Source organism: Paenibacillus sp. DMB20, assembly GCF_000987955.1.
GTDB lineage: Bacteria > Bacillota > Bacilli > Paenibacillales > Paenibacillaceae > Paenibacillus_AQ.
Window position 1 is genome coordinate 1 of the sequence record NZ_LAZU01000010.1, and the last position, 18321, is coordinate 18321.

The window sequence follows — 18321 nt, forward strand, 5'->3', positions numbered from 1 at the left end:
CGAAGCCGCGGTGCCCGAAGCGACCGGGCCGCGCACGGAACGTGCGGCCCGGAGCCGATGCGCCGCCGGGTACCGGCGCATCCGCGGGGAGCGCCTGCGAAGCGCGCTTTTCCCCGTCCCATCGGTTTTCTTCCATAATATCCTGTGGGAAGAATGAATCTTCCTCCGTTACCGTCGCGTTCTTTGCGTAACCGCTGGAAACTTTCGATTTCTTATCTTCAGTATATGGAGAATCTCCCAACCGGTCTTTATCCGGGCTCTGATTCTCCACGGTGATATATCCATCATTCGGTCCGGAAGAACGGGCCAGGTTGTTCGAATCCCTGACGTCCCCGGCCGGGAAATTCCACTCCAGCACCTTAGCGCTTGTCCCTTCCGCCAGGGATGCCTCCCCCTGTTCCGCGATTCGCCCGTTTTTCTTTTGCCGATCATCCCGGGTAACCGGAATTTGTATCCGAATTTTCGAATCTTTCACACGGTCTCCCTCCTGTGCTCTCTCATCGTCTCTTTTTGTAAGAATTGCGTTCTAGTTGCTTATAATTATGAGAAGAGATCAATTGATAGAACCTTTTTTGAGAGACGAGAGAAAGAAAGAAACTTTTAAATGATCCGGCTCGTTTCATTAACATAGACTTCTTTGGATTTAGGGCGTCAGAAAAAAACCTGCCCTAGTATTAAGGACAGGATTTTATTGATAAGAAAAACGTCTATCGACCTACTTTCTCAGAAGACAGACCGCATTTAGCGGAAGTTTTTCTTGCGATATAAGGAAGCCGCGCCTCCGAAGTTTATACTTTCTTATATCTTAACAAAAAACGTCTATCGACGTACTTTCTCAGAAGACAGACCGCATATAGTGGAAGTTTTTCTTTGCGATATAAGGATGCCGCGCCTCCTAAGCTTATACTTTCTTATATCTTAAAAAAAGAGCCTGCCTTATGGGCAGAGCTCTTATCCATGTTATATCAAAGCTGTATTTTTTAAAATGCATCGTAAGACAAGTCAAAGCTTAAAACACCTTGCCGGTTTTACACCCAAGTGGGCTGAACCTTGAACAGCTTGCCTTCCTCGGCGTGGGCGGCCTTGGACACTTTTTCGGTATCCTTCTCTTCCGTAGAGACCCGCCAAATATCGGCGCCCAAACCGGAGAGCTTCTCGGCCAGATGGACATATCCGCGGTCAATATGATGTGTGCCGCTGACCTCGGTTGTCCCTTCGGCCACTAGCCCTGCCAGAATAAGAGCGGCCCCGGCACGAAGGTCGGTTGCGCACACCTTGGCCCCCGTCAATTGGGCCCCACCCGTAACGATGGCGGAACGGCCTTCCACTTTAATCTCTGCATTCATAAGCTGGAATTCATCAACATGCATAAACCGGTTTTCAAACACGGTTTCCGTTACTACGCTGGTACCTTCGGAAACCAGCAAAAGAGCCATCATTTGCGACTGCATATCTGTCGGGAAGCCGGGATAAGGCAGTGTTTTGACGTCAACCGCTTTAAGCGGCTTATCCGCGATGACGCGTATCCCGTTCTCGTCAGGCTGAACGGTAACGCCCATCTCTTCCATCTTGGAAATGACAGGACCCAGGTGGTCAGCGATCGCGCCTTCCACGTACACATTCCCACCCGTTATAGCGGCGGCAGCCATAAAGGTTCCGGCTTCGATCCGGTCCGGGATGACATGATGTTTCACGCCGTGCAGTTTTTCGACGCCTTCGATGCGAATGATGCCGGTTCCTGCTCCGCGAATTTTGGCGCCCATGCCGTTCAGGTAATTCGCCAAATCGACAATTTCCGGCTCTTTTGCCGCATTTTCGATCAGCGTCACACCTTCCGCAAGCGTGGCTGCCATCATAATATTTTCGGTCGCGCCTACGCTGGCCACGTCGAGATATACTTTCGCGCCGCGCAGTCTTCCGTTGCTTTTCGCCTCAATGTATCCCTGGCCCAGGCTGATTTCGGCTCCCAGCGCCTCAAAACCTTTCAGATGCTGGTCGATCGGTCTCGTACCGATGGCGCATCCGCCCGGAAGCGAAATGCGGGTTCTGCCGCAGCGAGCCAGCAGCGGTCCCATGACCAAAAAAGAAGCGCGCATCTTCCGCACCCATTCATAAGGCGCTTCACATGTAGCTATGTGCTTTGCATTAACACGAATGACTTCGTCTTGATATGTAACGCCTGCACCAAGCGACTCCAATACTTTGCTGATCGTGATTACATCGTCAAGAGGAGGCGCGTCAATAATGACACTTTCTCCTTCTTCCCCTAAAAGAGAGGCAGCGATGATCGGAAGAACTGAATTTTTTGCTCCGCTGACTTTGACACTTCCGGTCAGTCTTTTGCCACCGCGGACGATAAATTTGCTCATCATGGTTTCCCTCCGCGTCCATATTATTCCTAAGATAAATAGATCTTGTTGACTCTTTTCTAATTCCCTAACTTCCATCTTACCATTGTTGTTTTTCGCGATACAAGCGCTTAGAGGACTATTTCCAACCAAAGCAATGACCTCATACCTATATTCAGCGAAAAAACACCCGGTTGCAGGAGCAGTTAGGCTCTGTTAAGGATACCACGCGAGAGATTTTTCGCAGCGACGAAAAAATCATTCAACCAGGTGAACGGTATGCCCGGAAGTCTTCGGTTCGCCCGGTCAAAATACTTATTTCTCAGTGTTGACATAATAAAATGCGTTTATTCGACATCTTGCCTCAGCAGCTTAACAGAGATATAACCAATCAAACAACAATTAAAACACAGGTTATAAAACAGTTTTTTCAAAACATATATCGGATCATTTGGCTCCACATGATATAGTCGATCAGGAATTCGGCTACAAAACGTCCGAGCACCACGGCAAGCAGCACATGAAGCAGCTTACCTTGCGGGCTTTTGGGATTGCGGATAACCAAATCCAGCTTCAATGTTTGCAATGCCCACCATGCCAGCGCAATACATACCAGGGATACGACAATCGATAACAAACCGCTGACGCCCACGGCACCGGTAACAGTGTTCGAAATATCTTGGCTCATGCTCCCTCCTCCATGTTCTATATATCATTCCTCAAAAGGACCGACCATTCTATAATACTTGTCAACGGCGCAAGAATCCAGTCCTTTATTTCGCCATTTCCGAGGAAATAAAAAAAAATTGATCGAAATTTCGACACTCATTAACTGATTTGAAGATTAATGCTTGAAAAATGTGAATATAGCCCATGATTTACCGAATCCAGGCGCTTTTCGAAGCAATAAATGGTTGTTAATAAAAAAAATGACCACTATAAACGTTCACGCTTCCGAATTATCAAGGTACGCCATGATTTCATGAAAGCATACCCCTTAATGAAGTTCATCAGGAAGAAAGAATCCCTGCCTTTCGGGTCATCACAACATTTATTTCTCTATAAAACGCAATCCTGGAAATGGACACTGAACAGCCTGTAAGGGCCAACAATATTAAAGGATACTAACCGAGACAGCCTCCCCGTCGCATACCATCTAAAGTCCAACAGCGGATTTATGCCCTCCGACCTCGAACAGATGGGAGCCTTCGCACAAAAAAAGCGGCTCGGCTGCATCGAGCAGCTTGACCGCTTTTATCGCTTTACTTGTTGTTGTAGTTCCCGCTGGATACTTTGATCCGGTTCATGGCCCGTTGGAGAGCCAATTCAGCGCGGCGGTGGTCAACTTCATCCTGGCGTCCGCTTGCCTTCAAACGGGCTTCGGCACGTTCTTTAGCAGCTTCAGCACGATCAAGATCGATTTCCTCCGCTTTCTCGGCACTTTCCGCCAAAATGACGACCTTTTCCTTGCGGACTTCCACAAAACCGCCCTGTACAGCAAACGGGGTGCGTACATTACCGATCTTAACGTAAACCGGTGCCACCTGAAGTGGAGTCACGAACGGGATATGACCCGGCAAAATGCCCAGTTCCCCTTCGATCCCGCGCACCGTAAGACTGTTAACCTGTTCCGAGTAAACCAGACGGTCCGGTGTTACGATTTCTAACAAAAAGGTGCTCACTTCCATCCCTCCTCACCGTTTTCCGCAGAAAACTCGTGCGGCAGACCATGCCCATCCATGGATGGGCAGCCGGCCAATCACGGAGCGTCAGCTTACATAGTTTTTTGCTTTTTCCACTGCATCTTCGATTGTGCCGACGAACAGGAAAGCGGCTTCCGGAAGGTTGTCGTGCTTGCCTTCCAAAATTTCTTTGAAGCTGCGTACGGTTTCTTTTACCGGCACGTATTTACCCGGCATACCGTTAAACTGCTCGGCAACGTGGAACGGCTGGGAAAGGAAACGCTGCACGCGGCGTGCACGGGCAACGATCGCTTTGTCTTCTTCGCTGAGCTCATCCATGCCGAGGATAGCGATGATATCCTGAAGTTCGTTATAACGGGCAAGGATCTGCTTAACGCCTTGAGCCACGTTGTAGTGCTCTTCGCCCACAACTTCCGGTGCCAGAATACGGGAGCTCGATGCGAGCGGATCCACCGCAGGGTAGATACCCATCTCCGAAATTTTACGCTCGAGGTTGGTCGTTGCGTCCAAGTGGGCAAAAGTCGTAGCCGGAGCCGGGTCAGTATAGTCGTCCGCCGGTACGTAAATCGCCTGAATGGAAGTTACGGAACCTTTTTTCGTGGAAGTGATCCGCTCTTGCAGACGTCCCATCTCGGTGGCCAGCGTAGGCTGGTAACCTACCGCGGAAGGCATGCGGCCCAAGAGGGCGGATACTTCGGAACCCGCTTGGGTAAAGCGGAAGATGTTATCGATAAAGAGCAGAACGTCTTTGCCTTCCTGGTCACGGAAGTATTCCGCCATGGTCAAGCCGGTCAAGGCAACGCGCAAACGCGCGCCCGGCGGCTCGTTCATCTGTCCGAATACCATCGCGGTTTTGCTGATAACGCCGGAATCGCTCATTTCGTGGTAAAGGTCATTACCTTCGCGAGTACGCTCGCCGACGCCGGCGAATACGGAAATACCGCCGTGCTCCTGGGCAATGTTGTTGATAAGCTCCTGGATGGCAACGGTTTTACCAACACCCGCACCACCGAACAGACCGATTTTACCGCCTTTTTGGTATGGAGCAAGCAGGTCGATTACCTTGATGCCCGTTTCCAGCATTTCAGCCTGCGTAGAGAGTTCATCGTAAGCCGGGGCTTCACGGTGAATCGGATTGTTTACCTCGGCAACCACCGCACCTGCATTGTCGATCGGCTCACCCAGTACGTTAAATACACGGCCCAGGGTAGCGGAACCGACAGGAACTGTGATCGGGGAGCCCAGATCAACCGCTTCTATACCGCGAACCAGACCATCCGTGGATGACATCGCGATACAACGAACCAGATTATCGCCCAAATGATTGGATACTTCCAAAGTCAGATCAATGGAACGGCCGCCTTCCACGGAGCCTTCAATTTTGATGGCATTAAAGATTTCGGGAAGCTGACCGCGCTCGAATTCAATGTCAACTACAGCGCCTGTAATGCTGACAACGCGTCCTTTGTTCATCTTTTCGTTTTCCCTCCTACCCGCTCGCCTTCAAAGACGAACGATCATCGTAAAACGGCACGTCGTACCGCATATCCGTAACATTATTCATTTAAAGTAGAAGCGACGATCATCCCTTTATAACGGACAAAAGCGCTTCAGCGAGAATTCAAGCCAAGCATAAATGATATTCATGCTTTCTTATACTTGAAAAATAAACTGGTTATTGAGCGTCGGCGCCGGCCACAATCTCGGAAATCTCCTGCGTGATGGCAGCCTGGCGGGCACGGTTGTAAGTAAGCGTCAGCTCGGAAATGATTTTGCTTGCGTTTTTCGTTGCCGCTCCCATTGCCGTCATTTTAGCGCCCAGCTCGCTCGCCTTTGCGTTTAACATCGCGCTGAAAATGAGCGTTTCCGCGTATTTCGGCAGCAATGCTTCCAAAACCGCCTCCGGCGACGGCTCGTATTCATAGCCCGACACGCTGGCTCCATCGCCAATATTCTCCATGGGAAGCAATTGGTCGATTTCAGGCGTCTGCGTCAAGGCATTCACGAAACGGTTATAGCAGATATAAAGTTCATCGATTTCGCCCAGTTCGTATTGGGTAACCGCTGCGTTTGCGATGGACTTAATGTCTCCGTAGGTAGGGCTGTCGGACAATTCCGTCAGCTCCTCCACAACCGGAAGTTCACGGCGACGGAAGTAGTCGCGGCCCTTGCGGCCGATCACGAAGAGGGAGTACTCGTCCTTCGACTGATGACGTTCTGCAAGCAAAGCGGATACTTTACGCAATATATTGGAGTTGGATGCGCCGGCAAGACCGCGGTCCGAGGTAATGACCAGATAACCGGTCTTTTTGACCTCGCGCTTTTCCAGCATCGGATGGCTAATGCCTTTCGTACCTGCGGCGATGCTGCCTACGACTTCTTTCAGCTTATCCGAGTAAGGCAGGGCGGAAGTTGCCTTCTCCTGAGCTCTTCTCAGCTTCGCTGCGGCCACCATCTCCATTGCTTTGGTGATCTGCTTGGTGTTTTGGATACTTTTGATCTGCCGTTTGATGTCACGTAATCCTCTTGCCATGTTTTCACCACCTCAAAACTTTGGCTTCGCCAAAGTTACTTCGTAAGCGTAAACCATGCTTTGGCGAAGCCAAAGCTAACTTCGAAAGCATAGACTAAACTTTGGCGAAGCCAAAGCTATCTTCGAAAGCATAGACTTAATATGACAGTAGAAACGATTCCATCGTCTTCTCAAAAGACGATGGAGTTTCTGCGAGAAATATAAGCCAAGTACTAACAACCGTTATATTCTTAATATTTTGAAAGAGGATACCGGGCGGTCATAGCCCCCGGTTCCCCTCTTATTGCACAGGCGAGGAGCTTACACCGAAGCTGCAAAGCCTTTTTTGAATTGCTCGATTGCACTCTTCAGCGTATTCTCGTTGTCCGCTACCAGGTCCTTCGTATCGCGGATCGACTGGAGAATTTCAGGTTTGTTGCTCTCAACAAAGGCCAGGAATTCTTTCTCGAAACGGCGTACGTCGGCAACCTCAATATCATCGAGGTAACCTTTAACGGCGGTATAGAGGCTGACAACCTGCTGTTCAACCGACAGCGGCTGATTCACGCCTTGTTTCAGAATTTCCATCAGCTTGGAACCGCGGTTCAGCCGGGCCAAGGTGGATTTATCCAGATCGGAACCGAACTGGGAGAATGCTTGAAGTTCACGGTATTGGGCTAGGTCGAGTTTCATGCCGCCCGCAACCTTTTTCATCGCTTTGATCTGCGCGGATCCGCCGACGCGGGATACGGAAATACCCACGTTGATTGCCGGACGTTGACCCGAATAGAACAGATCGGATTCCAGGAAGATCTGTCCGTCCGTAATCGAGATTACGTTGGTAGGAATGTATGCGGAAACGTCGGAAGCTTGCGTTTCAATGAACGGCAGTGCGGTTAACGAACCGCCGCCAAGCTCGTCGCTAAGCTTCGCAGCGCGCTCCAGCAAACGGGAGTGCAAGTAGAATACGTCACCCGGATAAGCTTCCCGGCCCGGAGGACGGCGAAGCAGCAAGGACAATTCGCGGTAAGCCGCCGCCTGCTTCGACAAGTCATCATAAATGATCAAGGCATGCTCGCCTTTGTACATAAAGTATTCGCCCATCGCGCAGCCCGCATAAGGAGCGATGTACTGCAGCGGAGCAGGCTCGGAGGCCGAAGCCGTAACGACAATCGTATATTCCAGCGCACCGTGACGGCGCAGCGTTTCAACGACCTGCGCAACGGTGGATTGCTTTTGACCAATCGCAACGTAAATACATTTAACGCCGTTGCCCTTTTGGTTCAGGATGGTGTCGATCGCGATGGATGTTTTACCCGTCTGACGGTCGCCGATGATCAACTCGCGCTGTCCGCGGCCGATTGGAACCATGGCATCGATCGCCTTGATCCCGGTTTGCATCGGCTCATGAACCGACTTACGGTCGATAACGCCCGGGGCGTTGCTCTCAACCGGGCGGAATGCCGTGGCCGCAATCGGGCCTTTGCCGTCAAGCGGTTGACCGAGAGGGTTTACGACACGTCCAAGAAGCGCTTCCCCTACAGGAACCTCCATGATCCGTCCCGTACGTTTTACCTGATCGCCTTCCTTGATTTCGGAGAAAGGACCGAGGATAACGACACCCACGTTGCTTTCCTCAAGGTTGAGCGCCAAACCGAACACGCCGTTTTGGAACTCCAGCAGCTCTCCGGACATCGCATTCTCCAGGCCGTATACGCGAGCAATACCGTCACTTACTTGAATAACCGTACCTACTTCAGAGACAGCGATATCGGACTTATATTCTTCAATTTGACTTTTGATTAAAGTACTGATTTCTTCAGGTCTGATACTCAACGTTTTCACCCCTATCTTCTAAACTCGTCTGTTAAAAGACTTTTCAAGACGCTCCAGCTTGCCGGCCAGGCTGCCGTCATACAGCTTGTCGCCGATGACAACCTTCAGGCCTCCGAGCAAACTCTCGTCAACAATATTCGTCACGCGGATCTTCTGCTGCGCGAGCTGCCCGAATTCCGTAGCCACCTGCTCCTTTTCCCCGTCACTGAGAGGATACGTGGAGTATACCGTGGCATCCGCCATTCCCAGGCTTGCTCCTTGGATTTTCACATAGCTGTTCAGCAGTTCGGCAAACAGTTCCGTGCGTCCTTTTTCAAGAAGCAGCTCAATCGTATTCAATATAGGCTCTGACACTTTCCCTTTCAGCGCCTTGCTTAACACTTCCATCTTTACGGATTGGGGAACATTCGGCGTGGAGATGAACTTTTGAATATCGGAGTCGCTTTCAATCGCGGCTACGACCGCTCTCAGTTCCTGCTCCACTTCCAGACCCTTCTGCTGCTGAGCCGCCACTTCGAACAGCGCCCGCGCATACCGCTTGGCTGCTACCGTTTCTTGGCTCATGGTCTGCCTCCTACCTCTTTAAGGTATTGATCCACCAGTTCTTCCTGCGCTTTGTCATTCTTCACTTCCCGCTCGATCAGCTTGGATGCGATCTTCACGGAAACGCTGCCCAACTCGCTGCGGAGTTCTTCGACAGCTTTGTTCTTCTCGTTCTCAATGTCGCGAACAGCTTCAGCTTTAAGGCGAACCGCCTCTTCTTTAGCCTGCTCCAAGATTTGCTCAGCCTGCTTGCCACTGGTTTGTCTGGAGCGTTCGATAATTTCATGCGCATCCTGACGCGCCTGCTCCAGAGCTTTCTTCTGCTCTTCCACATAAGCGGTTGCCTGCTGACGGGTCTGAGCGGCTTCGTTCATCTGGCTCTTGACGAGCTCACGACGCTGCTCCATGATCGCAAACAGCTTTCCGAAAGCGTACTTTTGGAGCAGAATGTAAAGAATAACAAATGCAATAATGGTAATAACGATATTTTCCCATAGGATGTTCATTGATTGAGGTCACTCCTTTCCATCAACACGAAGTGCGGTGCCTAACAAAACGAAGGCGCGGATGGCATCGGCCCTCCCCGCCAAACCGTTGTATTGTTATTAAGAAAACATGATCAAGAATGCGATGACGGTAGCGGCCAAAGGAATAACTTCGACGATACCGACACCGATAAACATGGTCGTTTGCAATTGACCGCGTGCTTCCGGCTGACGAGCGATGGACTCAACTGTTCTGCTTACGATCATACCGTTACCCAAACCTGCGCCAAGGGCGCCCAGACCTACTGCAATAGCTGCTGCCAAAAATTCCATTGTTAAATATCCTCCTTAAAATTGGTTCATTGGATTGGTGAAGCTTATAAAATAATATCTCTTTCGAACTTCACCGCTCGCGCAGTTCATTCGGCCGAGTTAATTAATGCTCTTCGTGAATCGTTGTTTGCGAGATGTACACCATCGTCAGGATGGTAAAGATAAATGCCTGCAGCGCACCAATGAAAATACTGAAGCCCTGCCATGCAGCCATAAACGGAATCCCCCAGAAACCGGTCTTCAGGATAACCGTAATCAGAACCTCACCGGCAAAGATATTGGCATAAAGCCGGATCGCGAGTGCAATGGCTTCGCCAGGTTCTCAATGATATTGAGCGGCAGGAAAATCGGAAACGGCTCAATGTAGTGCTTCAGATAGTGCTTGCGGTTCAGCTTCAGACCCAGATAGTTCATCAGAATGAACACGACGATGGCAAGACCTGCCGTAACGGAGATGTCGGCCGTCGGTGATTTCCACCAAAGAACGTGGGCATAATGACCATGCTCAAGTCCAACCGTAGCTTGAATCGTTTGTCCGAATACTTTGAAGTTCTCCGGAAGGTCGGTGATGATCGAGAACGGCAAGCCCAGAAGGTTCGCTACAAAAATGAACAGAATCAAAGTTAGTCCCAGCGATATGTACTGCTTGCCTTTTTTCAGATCCATAGCGCTTGCCACAATGCCTTGGACAAATTCGACTACCCATTCCATGAAGTTTTGCAGTTTGGAAGGATTTTCGACAGACAGATTACGGACAGACAGCCGTGCCAGTACGAACACCACAAGGCAGGTGACAAAAAGCATCAGTACAGCCGACAAGTCGATATTCAGTCCGCCAAGATTGATAATCGGTGAATCATGCATGAATTTGTTTTCACCCCTTTCCAAGTTAGCGCTGATCAATGATTGTTTCTCAAGCTGAACAAAATGCTGACAGGAATGGTCAACAATTGGGGAATGAACAGTCCGACAATGGTAGAACCTAGAGATACCTGCTCAAACTTCGCTGCGATGACTACGATCAAGAATCCGGTACATAATCGGGTGATAAAACCGAAGCTGTACCGTTTGTTTTCTTGACTAACGGCCAATTGTGCCAGCTGCCGCACTTTCAGGGAAAGGAAGCGTACATTAAACAAACCCGCTGCCATGCCGAGGATCAGCCCAAGAAACTCAGGTCGATAACCCGGATAAAAAGCCCACCCCAGAAACAATGCGGACAATAAGAGAAAGCAAATTCTCGTAACAGCGTTCACAATGGATGTCAGATCATTCACGTTGCGCCCCCAAAAACTTTTTTAATGAGAAGAGCGATATTCAAAATCCCTACAAAGAGCCCTATCAAGGTTCCAATCGCAAGCCAGGATCTGGGCCCGTCCAGGAGCCCGCTGAGCCACCTCCCGACAAAAAAAACCGATCAGGATGTAAGCGGCTAGCAAACCACCGGCTCCGCTAATATAAAGCGCAATCAACCAAGGGTTATCTTGACTTTTCGGATTTTTCATATGAACCTCTAATCCCAACTCATTTTACTGAATATTACAAGAGTTTGTCAATGAATCGATTTTAGCGTTTTTGCCTGTAAAAACAGGCGTTTTACGCCTTTAAAAAACGCTCAAAATGCCGCGTCAACCGTACAGTTCAACTGTATGCTGTGAAGTTTGTCACCATCATGGGTTTTTTCAGGATTTTGTGAACATTCTGTGAAAATCTTCAGGGCGTTCACCAACCTTGCCGAAATGGTGCAAAATCGCATTGACAATACGCTCGGAAGCATGACCGTCGCCGTATGGATTCGCCGCCTTGCTCATCGAATCATACAGTTCCTTGTCAGTAAGCAACGCTTTTGTCCGTGCATAAACATCCGCTTCGTGGGTGCCCACCAGCTCCAGCGTACCCGCATCGATTCCCTCGGGGCGTTCCGTCGTATCGCGCAGCACCAGAACGGGCACGCCGAACGACGGCGCTTCCTCCTGCATGCCGCCCGAATCCGTGACAATCAGGTGGGTGTGGGCGTAGATATTATGGAAATCCACGACATCCAGCGGGTCGATCAACTTGATCCGAGGATGATTGCCCAGAATCCCGTGTGCCGGCTCCTTTACCGCAGGGCTTGGATGCACGGGATACACGATGGCGATATCCTCGAACTCGTCGGCAATCCGTTTGATCGCACGGAAAATGTTACGGTGGGGCTCTCCCTGGGATTCCCGGCGGTGAGCCGTCATCAGAACGAGACGTTTGCCCTTGGCCCAATCCAGAACGGGGTGGGTGTAATCCGGTTGTACCGTATATTGAAACACATCCGTAACGGTGTTGCCTGTGACGTAAATGGTTGACTCCGGCTTATTTTCCTTGCGAAGATTGCCGGCTGACCATTCGGTCGGCGCAAAATGAATGTCCGCGAGCACACCGGTAAGCTGCCGGTTCATCTCCTCCGGATAAGGGGAGAGCTTGTTCCACGTACGAAGCCCTGCTTCCACGTGACCCACCTGGATTTGCTGCAGGAACGCCGCATAGCTGGCCAGGAAGGTAGTCAGCGTATCGCCGTGGACGAGCACGATGTCGGGCTTCGCTTCACGCAGGACCGGCTCCAAGCCTTCCAGGACGCGTATCGTAATCTCATTAAGGGTCTGACGATCCTTCATGACGTCCAAATCATAGTCAGGGACAATCTTGAACACATCCAGCACCTGGTCGAGCATTTGGCGATGCTGAGCCGTCACGCACACCACCGACTCGATCTGCTCAGGGTGCCGCTGCAATTCCAGAATGAGCGGCGCCATTTTGATCGCTTCCGGACGCACGCCGAATATGGTCATCACTTTCACTTTAGACATGTTCGCTTCCCCCTCTTGTCTAGCTTTCTTTTTTTTATGTTTCCTCTATTTCAATTGCTACTTCGTGCCGTAGAGACGGTCTCCAGCATCTCCGAGACCCGGTACGATGTAGCCGTGGTCGTCCAAGCCTTGATCCAGGGCCGCCACGTAAATGTCAACGTCCGGATGCGCCTCATGGACCGCCTTCACGCCTTCCGGCGCAGCCACCAGGTTCATCATTTTGATCTGGGTGCAGCCCCGTTTCTTCAGCACGTCGATGGCCGCAATGGCGGAACCTCCCGTTGCCAGCATCGGGTCGATAACGATCAACTCCCGTTCGGTGACGTCGGTAGGAAGTTTGGTATAATACTCAACCGGCTTCAGCGTTTCAGGATCGCGGAACAAGCCCACATGCCCTACCTTTGCGGCCGGAAGCAGCTTCACGACTCCGTCAAGCATGCCGAGGCCCGCGCGCAAAATCGGAATCAGACCGAGCATGCGGCCCGAAATGACCTTGCCTTCCGTCTCGGCCACAGGGGTCTGCACCGATATCGATTCCAGCGGAATGTTACGGGTTATTTCATAAGCCATGAGCGTGGCCACCTCGTCGACCAGCTCGCGAAAATCTTTGGTGTTGGTCCGCATATCGCGTATAAATGTCAGTTTGTGTTGAATCAAGGGGTGATCACAAATCACCAATTTTCCCATGTTAGGTCCCTCCGGTTGGTTAACGATATGTTCTTCAAAATGGGCAGGAAACTGAGTAAGCCTCCATAAATCTTGTCTATTATATCATTCCCCGAAGTGATTTTACACCTGCACCGATCATGTTTCTTCCGTACTATGTACGGCGGTTCGACCTAACCGGTTCCGTCTACGGATCAGGATTTCCATTTTGGTCACAATTGATCCCGAACGCTGCCGAATGCAAAAAGCCCCGCCTTCCGGGAAGACGGGGCCGTAAGAAAGATTTCGAGTCAACAAAAGCAGCTGGTCGAAAAATCAGATGTTCCGTTCCTGATCGACTTCACGATCAATTGGCAACAATTTTTTTGAACGGCTTCTTAAAATACCGATCAGTATTTCAGTTCAGGATACAGCGGATATTGCTCGGTCAGCTCCGCCACCATGCGCTGCGCTTTCGCCAGCGTCTCCTCATCCTTCGGCTGACGGAGCGTCATGGCGATGATTTGGCCGATCTTGGTCATGGCCGCCTCGTCCATGCCGCGGGAAGTTACCGCAGGGGTACCGATCCGGATGCCGCTCGTTACGAACGGGCTGGTCGGGTCAAAAGGAATCGCATTTTTGTTCACGGTAATGCCGATGGAATCCAGCACCTTCTCGGCGTCTTTGCCCGTAATGTCCAGGTTGCGGGTATCCACGAGCATCAGATGGTTGTCGGTTCCGCCGGACACGATGTTCAAGCCTTCGGAAACCAGCGTTTCCGCCAGTACTTTTGCGTTGTTTACCACTTTTTGCGCGTATTCTTTAAAGGAAGGATCGAGCGCTTCACCCAGCGCCACCGCTTTGGAAGCGATCACGTGCATGAGAGGGCCGCCTTGGGAGCCCGGGAAGACCGCTTTGTCAATCGCGGCTGCCCATGGCTGTTTGCACAGGATCATGCCGCCGCGGGGTCCGCGAAGCGTCTTGTGGGTCGTTGTCGTAACAAAATGAGCATGAGGAACAGGGTTCGGATGCAACCCGGACGCAACGAGACCCGCAATATGGGCCATGTCCACCATGAACAGGGCACCGACATCATTGGCGATCGAAGCCAGCGCTTCAAAATCGATCGTCCGCGGATACGCGCTTGCGCCCGCAACGATCATGCGAGGGCGATGTTTGAACGCCGCTTTGCGGACTTCGTTGTAGTCGATCAGGAACGTATCTTCCTGCACGCCGTAAGCAACGAAGTTGTACAGAAGACCCGAAGCGTTAACCGGGCTTCCGTGCGTCAAGTGGCCGCCGTGCGCCAGATTCATGCCCAGCACCGTATCGCCAGGCTTAAGCGCGGCCAAATAAACCGCCATGTTCGCCTGTGCCCCGGAGTGAGGCTGCACGTTCGCATGCTCTGCGCCGAACAACTGCTTTGCCCGGTCACGCGCCAGATCCTCCACGATATCCACTCGCTCGCAGCCGCCGTAGTAACGCTTGCCGGGATAGCCCTCCGCGTATTTGTTTGTCAGCACCGAACCCATCGCTTCCATGACCGCTTCGCTGACGATATTCTCCGAAGCGATCAGCTCGATGTTGCTGCGCTGGCGCTTCAACTCCAAATCCATCGCTTCCAATACTGCCGGATCACTCTTACGCAAATGTTCCATCATCCTCGTATCCTCCCTAAATCAATAGTATTATGTGGAAAACCATCAAGCACAAATATCAGTTCAATCACACAGGACGGAGTCGTCCTCCCGCTGCGCTCGGTAGACCGCGCGTTCTCCCCCAATCAGCTTCGGCCGCGTGAAGGCGGCCGTCACCCGGGCCTCCCCGATATGGCGGATGCTTGGGCGGAACGGCACCGCAACACGGCGCAGATGCATTCCGATCAGCGTCTCGCCGATGTCGATGCCCGCATGGGCGGAGATTTGCTCCGCAAGGCACGGCTCCCGGAAGCTCCGGTAAGCTGCCGCGGCCATGGAGCCTCCAGCACGGGGAACCGGTACCGCCGCGACCTCAGTCAGCCCGTTACGCTCCAGCAGCTCCCGTTCCACGACGAGGGCACGGTTCAAATGCTCGCAGCATTGAAATGCGGTATGAAAACCGTACTCTGCCTGTACCTCCGTTATGCCGGCCAGCACCTGCTGCGCCGTTTCCAGTGCGCCGCCGGTTCCGATCCGGCGGCCGGCGATTTCGCTCGTACTGGTCCCGATGACCAGCACCTTGCCGGGTCCAAGGCCGGCAGCCTCGGCCAGCTCCCGGACGATGGCCGCCGTTTGTTCTTTCAAGGAATGATTCACAGGGTTATCCGTCATGATGCAGCCTCCCTAGGTATGTTCTCTGAACTCCAATATTCCTGCAGTATACAATCGTTATTCTGCACGGTTTTACCTTTTCAGATAACGTTCCTCGATGGCCTTGATCTTGTTCACGCGTCCGACATGACGCTCGCCCCGGCTGAATTCGGTCGTCAGCCAGGCGGTCACGATTTCCGCCGCCAGCCCCGGTCCCACGACCCGTTCGCCAAGCGCTAGGACATTGCTGTCATTGTGCTCCCGCGTCGCTTTTGCCGAAAACACATCATGCGTCAGCGCGCAGCGGATGCCGGGTATTTTGTTGGCCGCAATGCTCATGCCGATGCCGGTACCGCAAATCAAGATGCCGCGGTCCGCTTCCCCCGATACAACCTTTTCGCATACCGGAAGCGCGTAGTCCGGGTAATCCACGGAATCCGAACATCCGCATCCCAGATCCTCGACCTCATGACCGAGACTTTGGATAACCCCGCTGATTTCCTCTTTCAAACGAATGCCGGCATGATCCGTCGCCGAGTGTCGATTTTCATATGAAAAACCCCCTTGATTGTTTTCGTCTTGTGCGTAACAACTCGTTTCATTATAACTCATATTGCCCTCAAAAGACGAAAAAAAAGAGCAGTCACCGCACGTGTCATCGTGCGTCAATTGCTCTTTGCCCAGGCGACCGGCCGTATGTCCCGGTGCTCCATCGTGGTTTCATCCACTTCGTCGCCAGTTACACCGGAATCCGTGTTTTTCCCCTTCATCTTAAATCAAACCATTGCGAAAAGCAAGCGGGGGATTATGGATTGCCCCGGAACTTGCCCTTCAGCACTCAAACAAGAGCGGCTTAACCGTCGATGGCGCTCTCTGAAAGGCGCTTGCCGGAAGTCGGCGAGAACATCGGATACCGACTTCAGCGCCTATTCCCGCTCGCGCTCCTTCTCGAGCTTGTCCAACAGACGGAACAGGGCATTGCGGATTTCCGCAGCCGTCGCCTCGTAATCTTCCAGCGATCCGCCGAACGGGTCCGAAATATCGTAGCTCGGCATGCGCTGGCGAAGCTCGATCAGCCTCTCCCGGTCTTTGGCATCCACCTCGCTGCCGAGGGAACGGGCCAGTTCAACCGAAACATACAAGCTGTCCAACTCCCGCATATCTTCAAGAACCTGCTCGTCGTTCTCCGCAAACTCTTTCAGCGTATGGGTCTTTTCCGCCGCATGGGGAAACTGCCGGATGGCATATTGTTTATGGGATTGCGTCAGGGTCAGAATCAAATCGGCCCACTCCACCAGTTCCGGACTCAGCGGCTTGGAGGAAAAATCGCCTCCGATTTGCTGATCGCGCAGCACGGCTCCGGCATGGCGCGAAATGGGCATTCCTTCAACGGCCGCGACGCCTGCGGAACGGACTTCAAGCGGAAGCCCCCGCCCCGAGGCAAGCTTTCGGAGCATGCCTTCGGCCATCGGGCTGCGGCAGGTGTTGCCGGTGCAGACGAATAGTATGTTTTTCACGGTCCCCACCTCCCGAATTTCGTATGGTTTACTGCCGTTATTGTATCAGAAGATAAACATCAAACCAAATGCAAGCAGGATCATCCCGCCCGCCATTTCCCCAAATTCGCCAAGCCGGCTCCCGGCCTGCCGCCCGAGCATCAGCCCGAGGATGGACATCAGCCCTCCGACGGCACCGAAGGTCGAGACAATGAGCAGCGCATCGTTCACGAACATGCCGAGCGAAACGCCTACCGAGAAGGAGTCGATACTGACGCTGAGCGAAAACAACAGCATTCCGAGCAGCGAAGCGTGATTCACCTGTCGGCTTTCTTCCTTTAAGAAAGAGTTCCAGATCATATGCCCGCCCAGCAGCACGAGCAAACCTCCTGCGGCCAGTCCCGTAACTTGTCCCAGCAGAGCGCCGACATATCGGCCGGCAACCAGTCCAAACATCGGCATCAGCATGTGAAAAAAAAGCGATCATCACGCTGATACCCAGCACATGCCGCAGCCTTATCCCCCTCATTCCGACGCCGATGCCGAGAGAAAAGGCATCCAAGCCCAGCGCAACGGCCATGATCAGTATCGTCGCAAGCTGTCCTGACTGGAGAGACGTTTCCAACATGCGTTTTCCCCCAAGTCCTATGGTCTTGTACACCATATGCGGACAAGGGATAATTCATTCCTCGGGCTTAGCGCCGCGTGGCATGACGGCTTAGATCACATCGGGCTGCCGTCGGCATCGATCACCTGATGCCCGGCCGCCTTAAGAAGCCGGTTCATCACCGCGGCGCCAAGCCCTTTCTCCGGGCACGATTCCGCCAGGAGAAAGGTAGCGCCCTCCTCGTCGAACCGCCGCAGGCCGGCGTACAGACGGCGGGCCGCTTCCTCCGGCGCGGCCAGGCTGCCGAGCGAGACGGCGACGTCTGCGCGGTAGCGGCCGATGTGCTCGTCGAACGACAGCACGCCGGTCTTCTCCCCGCGCGCTCCGGCGGCGTCAAGCTCGGCCTGGATTTTGGCGGACACGGCTTCGTCCGTCCGCCCCTGCACGATGCACAGCGCACCCTTGGGCGCGTAGTGCGCGTACTTCATGCCCCGGCGAGCGGGGCGCCGGGCTATCCGCGTGTCCTGAAACCCCAATGGTTGGTTGTGAAGCTGAGGAAGCGCTGTGAAACACTAATTGATCAAACTGGAAACCTGAACCCCATTACCAGTGGCGGACCTCATGAGGATGGGAGATGACGAATGAAATCGCAGTATTTGAGCCATCTTGCGATGGCAAGGGAATC

Annotated in this window: 18 protein-coding genes, 2 pseudogenes and 1 riboswitch; all 20 genes and pseudogenes read right to left on the bottom strand. The window is 52.5% G+C overall.

The genetic code is table 11. The annotated features are described in order from the left end of the window. Positions 1-475 (bottom strand): hypothetical protein (locus XI25_RS03085; protein ID WP_046677324.1); only part of this gene is annotated, 475 nt, incomplete at its 3' end. A 553-nt stretch (positions 476-1028) separates the two neighbouring features. Next, a complete protein-coding gene (gene murA / locus XI25_RS03090) occupies positions 1029-2369 on the bottom strand; it encodes a UDP-N-acetylglucosamine 1-carboxyvinyltransferase (RefSeq protein ID WP_200901364.1) in 1341 nt (446 codons plus the stop codon). Between the two features lie 409 nt (positions 2370-2778). Then, positions 2779-3036, bottom strand: coding sequence for a DUF1146 family protein (locus tag XI25_RS03095; protein WP_046677326.1), 258 nt, complete (start codon positions 3034-3036; stop codon positions 2779-2781). 574 nt (positions 3037-3610) lie between these two features. Next, positions 3611-4030 (bottom strand): F0F1 ATP synthase subunit epsilon, encoded by a 420-nt coding sequence (locus tag XI25_RS03100; RefSeq protein ID WP_046677327.1) that lies wholly within the window; start codon positions 4028-4030, stop codon positions 3611-3613. An 87-nt stretch (positions 4031-4117) separates the two neighbouring features. Further along, positions 4118-5524 (bottom strand): F0F1 ATP synthase subunit beta, encoded by a 1407-nt coding sequence (gene atpD / locus XI25_RS03105; protein ID WP_046677328.1) that lies wholly within the window; start codon positions 5522-5524, stop codon positions 4118-4120. A gap of 202 nt (positions 5525-5726) precedes the next feature. Further along, entirely contained in the window at positions 5727-6584 is an 858-nt protein-coding gene (atpG, locus tag XI25_RS03110; protein ID WP_046677329.1) for an ATP synthase F1 subunit gamma, read from the bottom strand. Positions 6585-6884: 300 nt separating this feature from the next. Further along, entirely contained in the window at positions 6885-8399 is a 1515-nt protein-coding gene (gene atpA / locus XI25_RS03115) for a F0F1 ATP synthase subunit alpha (protein ID WP_046677330.1), read from the bottom strand. Positions 8400-8417: 18 nt separating this feature from the next. Continuing rightward, the gene (locus tag XI25_RS03120; protein WP_046677331.1) at positions 8418-8963 is read right to left on the bottom strand and encodes a F0F1 ATP synthase subunit delta; all 546 of its coding nucleotides are present in this window, start codon (positions 8961-8963) and stop codon (positions 8418-8420) included. After that, positions 8960-9448, bottom strand: a complete 489-nt coding sequence (gene atpF, locus XI25_RS03125; RefSeq protein ID WP_046677332.1) for a F0F1 ATP synthase subunit B — start codon at positions 9446-9448, stop codon at positions 8960-8962. Before atpF ends, XI25_RS03120 begins: the two co-directional genes overlap by 4 nt. Before the next feature lie 99 nt (positions 9449-9547). Next, a complete protein-coding gene (gene atpE / locus XI25_RS03130; RefSeq protein WP_007128780.1) occupies positions 9548-9760 on the bottom strand; it encodes a F0F1 ATP synthase subunit C in 213 nt (70 codons plus the stop codon). A gap of 103 nt (positions 9761-9863) precedes the next feature. Continuing rightward, positions 9864-10624, bottom strand: a pseudogene (gene atpB / locus XI25_RS03135) (F0F1 ATP synthase subunit A). 35 nt (positions 10625-10659) lie between these two features. Continuing rightward, positions 10660-11037 (bottom strand): ATP synthase subunit I, encoded by a 378-nt coding sequence (locus tag XI25_RS03140; RefSeq protein WP_046677333.1) that lies wholly within the window; start codon positions 11035-11037, stop codon positions 10660-10662. A 405-nt stretch (positions 11038-11442) separates the two neighbouring features. Beyond that, positions 11443-12600: a non-hydrolyzing UDP-N-acetylglucosamine 2-epimerase gene (gene wecB / locus XI25_RS03145; RefSeq protein ID WP_046677334.1), complete on the bottom strand. Its 1158-nt coding sequence runs from the start codon at positions 12598-12600 to the stop codon at positions 11443-11445. Positions 12601-12657: 57 nt separating this feature from the next. Further along, positions 12658-13287 (bottom strand): uracil phosphoribosyltransferase, encoded by a 630-nt coding sequence (gene upp / locus XI25_RS03150; protein WP_046677335.1) that lies wholly within the window; start codon positions 13285-13287, stop codon positions 12658-12660. Between the two features lie 368 nt (positions 13288-13655). Next, complete coding sequence (gene glyA / locus XI25_RS03155; protein WP_046677336.1) at positions 13656-14906, bottom strand: serine hydroxymethyltransferase; 1251 nt, start codon at positions 14904-14906, stop codon at positions 13656-13658. Between the two features lie 60 nt (positions 14907-14966). After that, positions 14967-15554: a TIGR01440 family protein gene (locus tag XI25_RS03160; protein ID WP_046677337.1), complete on the bottom strand. Its 588-nt coding sequence runs from the start codon at positions 15552-15554 to the stop codon at positions 14967-14969. Positions 15555-15626: 72 nt separating this feature from the next. Further along, on the bottom strand, positions 15627-16145 hold the full coding sequence (gene rpiB / locus XI25_RS03165; RefSeq protein WP_235439630.1) for a ribose 5-phosphate isomerase B: 519 nt from the start codon (positions 16143-16145) through the stop codon (positions 15627-15629). A 59-nt stretch (positions 16146-16204) separates the two neighbouring features. After that, positions 16205-16286, bottom strand: a riboswitch (ZMP/ZTP riboswitch). A gap of 173 nt (positions 16287-16459) precedes the next feature. Next, a complete protein-coding gene (locus XI25_RS03170; protein ID WP_046677338.1) occupies positions 16460-17050 on the bottom strand; it encodes a low molecular weight protein arginine phosphatase in 591 nt (196 codons plus the stop codon). A gap of 45 nt (positions 17051-17095) precedes the next feature. Beyond that, positions 17096-17657: pseudogene (locus XI25_RS03175) on the bottom strand (manganese efflux pump MntP). Positions 17658-17752: 95 nt separating this feature from the next. Continuing rightward, positions 17753-18124: a Sua5 family C-terminal domain-containing protein gene (locus XI25_RS03180; protein WP_046677339.1), complete on the bottom strand. Its 372-nt coding sequence runs from the start codon at positions 18122-18124 to the stop codon at positions 17753-17755. Positions 18125-18321 lie beyond the last annotated feature (197 nt).

What these genes read in the sequence shown, in the direction of transcription:
- murA (WP_200901364.1), bottom strand. Translation starts at nt 2,369, where the DNA reads ATGAGCAAATTTATCGTCCGCGGTGGCAAAAGACTGACCGGAAGTGTC.
- XI25_RS03095 (WP_046677326.1), bottom strand. Translation starts at nt 3,036, where the DNA reads ATGAGCCAAGATATTTCGAACACTGTTACCGGTGCCGTGGGCGTCAGC.
- atpD (WP_046677328.1), bottom strand. Translation starts at nt 5,524, where the DNA reads ATGAACAAAGGACGCGTTGTCAGCATTACAGGCGCTGTAGTTGACATT.
- atpG (WP_046677329.1), bottom strand. Translation starts at nt 6,584, where the DNA reads ATGGCAAGAGGATTACGTGACATCAAACGGCAGATCAAAAGTATCCAA.
- XI25_RS03120 (WP_046677331.1), bottom strand. Translation starts at nt 8,963, where the DNA reads ATGAGCCAAGAAACGGTAGCAGCCAAGCGGTATGCGCGGGCGCTGTTC.
- atpF (WP_046677332.1), bottom strand. Translation starts at nt 9,448, where the DNA reads ATGAACATCCTATGGGAAAATATCGTTATTACCATTATTGCATTTGTT.
- atpE (WP_007128780.1), bottom strand. Translation starts at nt 9,760, where the DNA reads ATGGAATTTTTGGCAGCAGCTATTGCAGTAGGTCTGGGCGCCCTTGGC.
- wecB (WP_046677334.1), bottom strand. Translation starts at nt 12,600, where the DNA reads ATGTCTAAAGTGAAAGTGATGACCATATTCGGCGTGCGTCCGGAAGCG.
- upp (WP_046677335.1), bottom strand. Translation starts at nt 13,287, where the DNA reads ATGGGAAAATTGGTGATTTGTGATCACCCCTTGATTCAACACAAACTG.
- glyA (WP_046677336.1), bottom strand. Translation starts at nt 14,906, where the DNA reads ATGATGGAACATTTGCGTAAGAGTGATCCGGCAGTATTGGAAGCGATG.
- XI25_RS03160 (WP_046677337.1), bottom strand. Translation starts at nt 15,554, where the DNA reads ATGACGGATAACCCTGTGAATCATTCCTTGAAAGAACAAACGGCGGCC.
- rpiB (WP_235439630.1), bottom strand. Translation starts at nt 16,145, where the DNA reads ATGAGTTATAATGAAACGAGTTGTTACGCACAAGACGAAAACAATCAA.
- XI25_RS03180 (WP_046677339.1), bottom strand. Translation starts at nt 18,124, where the DNA reads ATGAAGTACGCGCACTACGCGCCCAAGGGTGCGCTGTGCATCGTGCAG.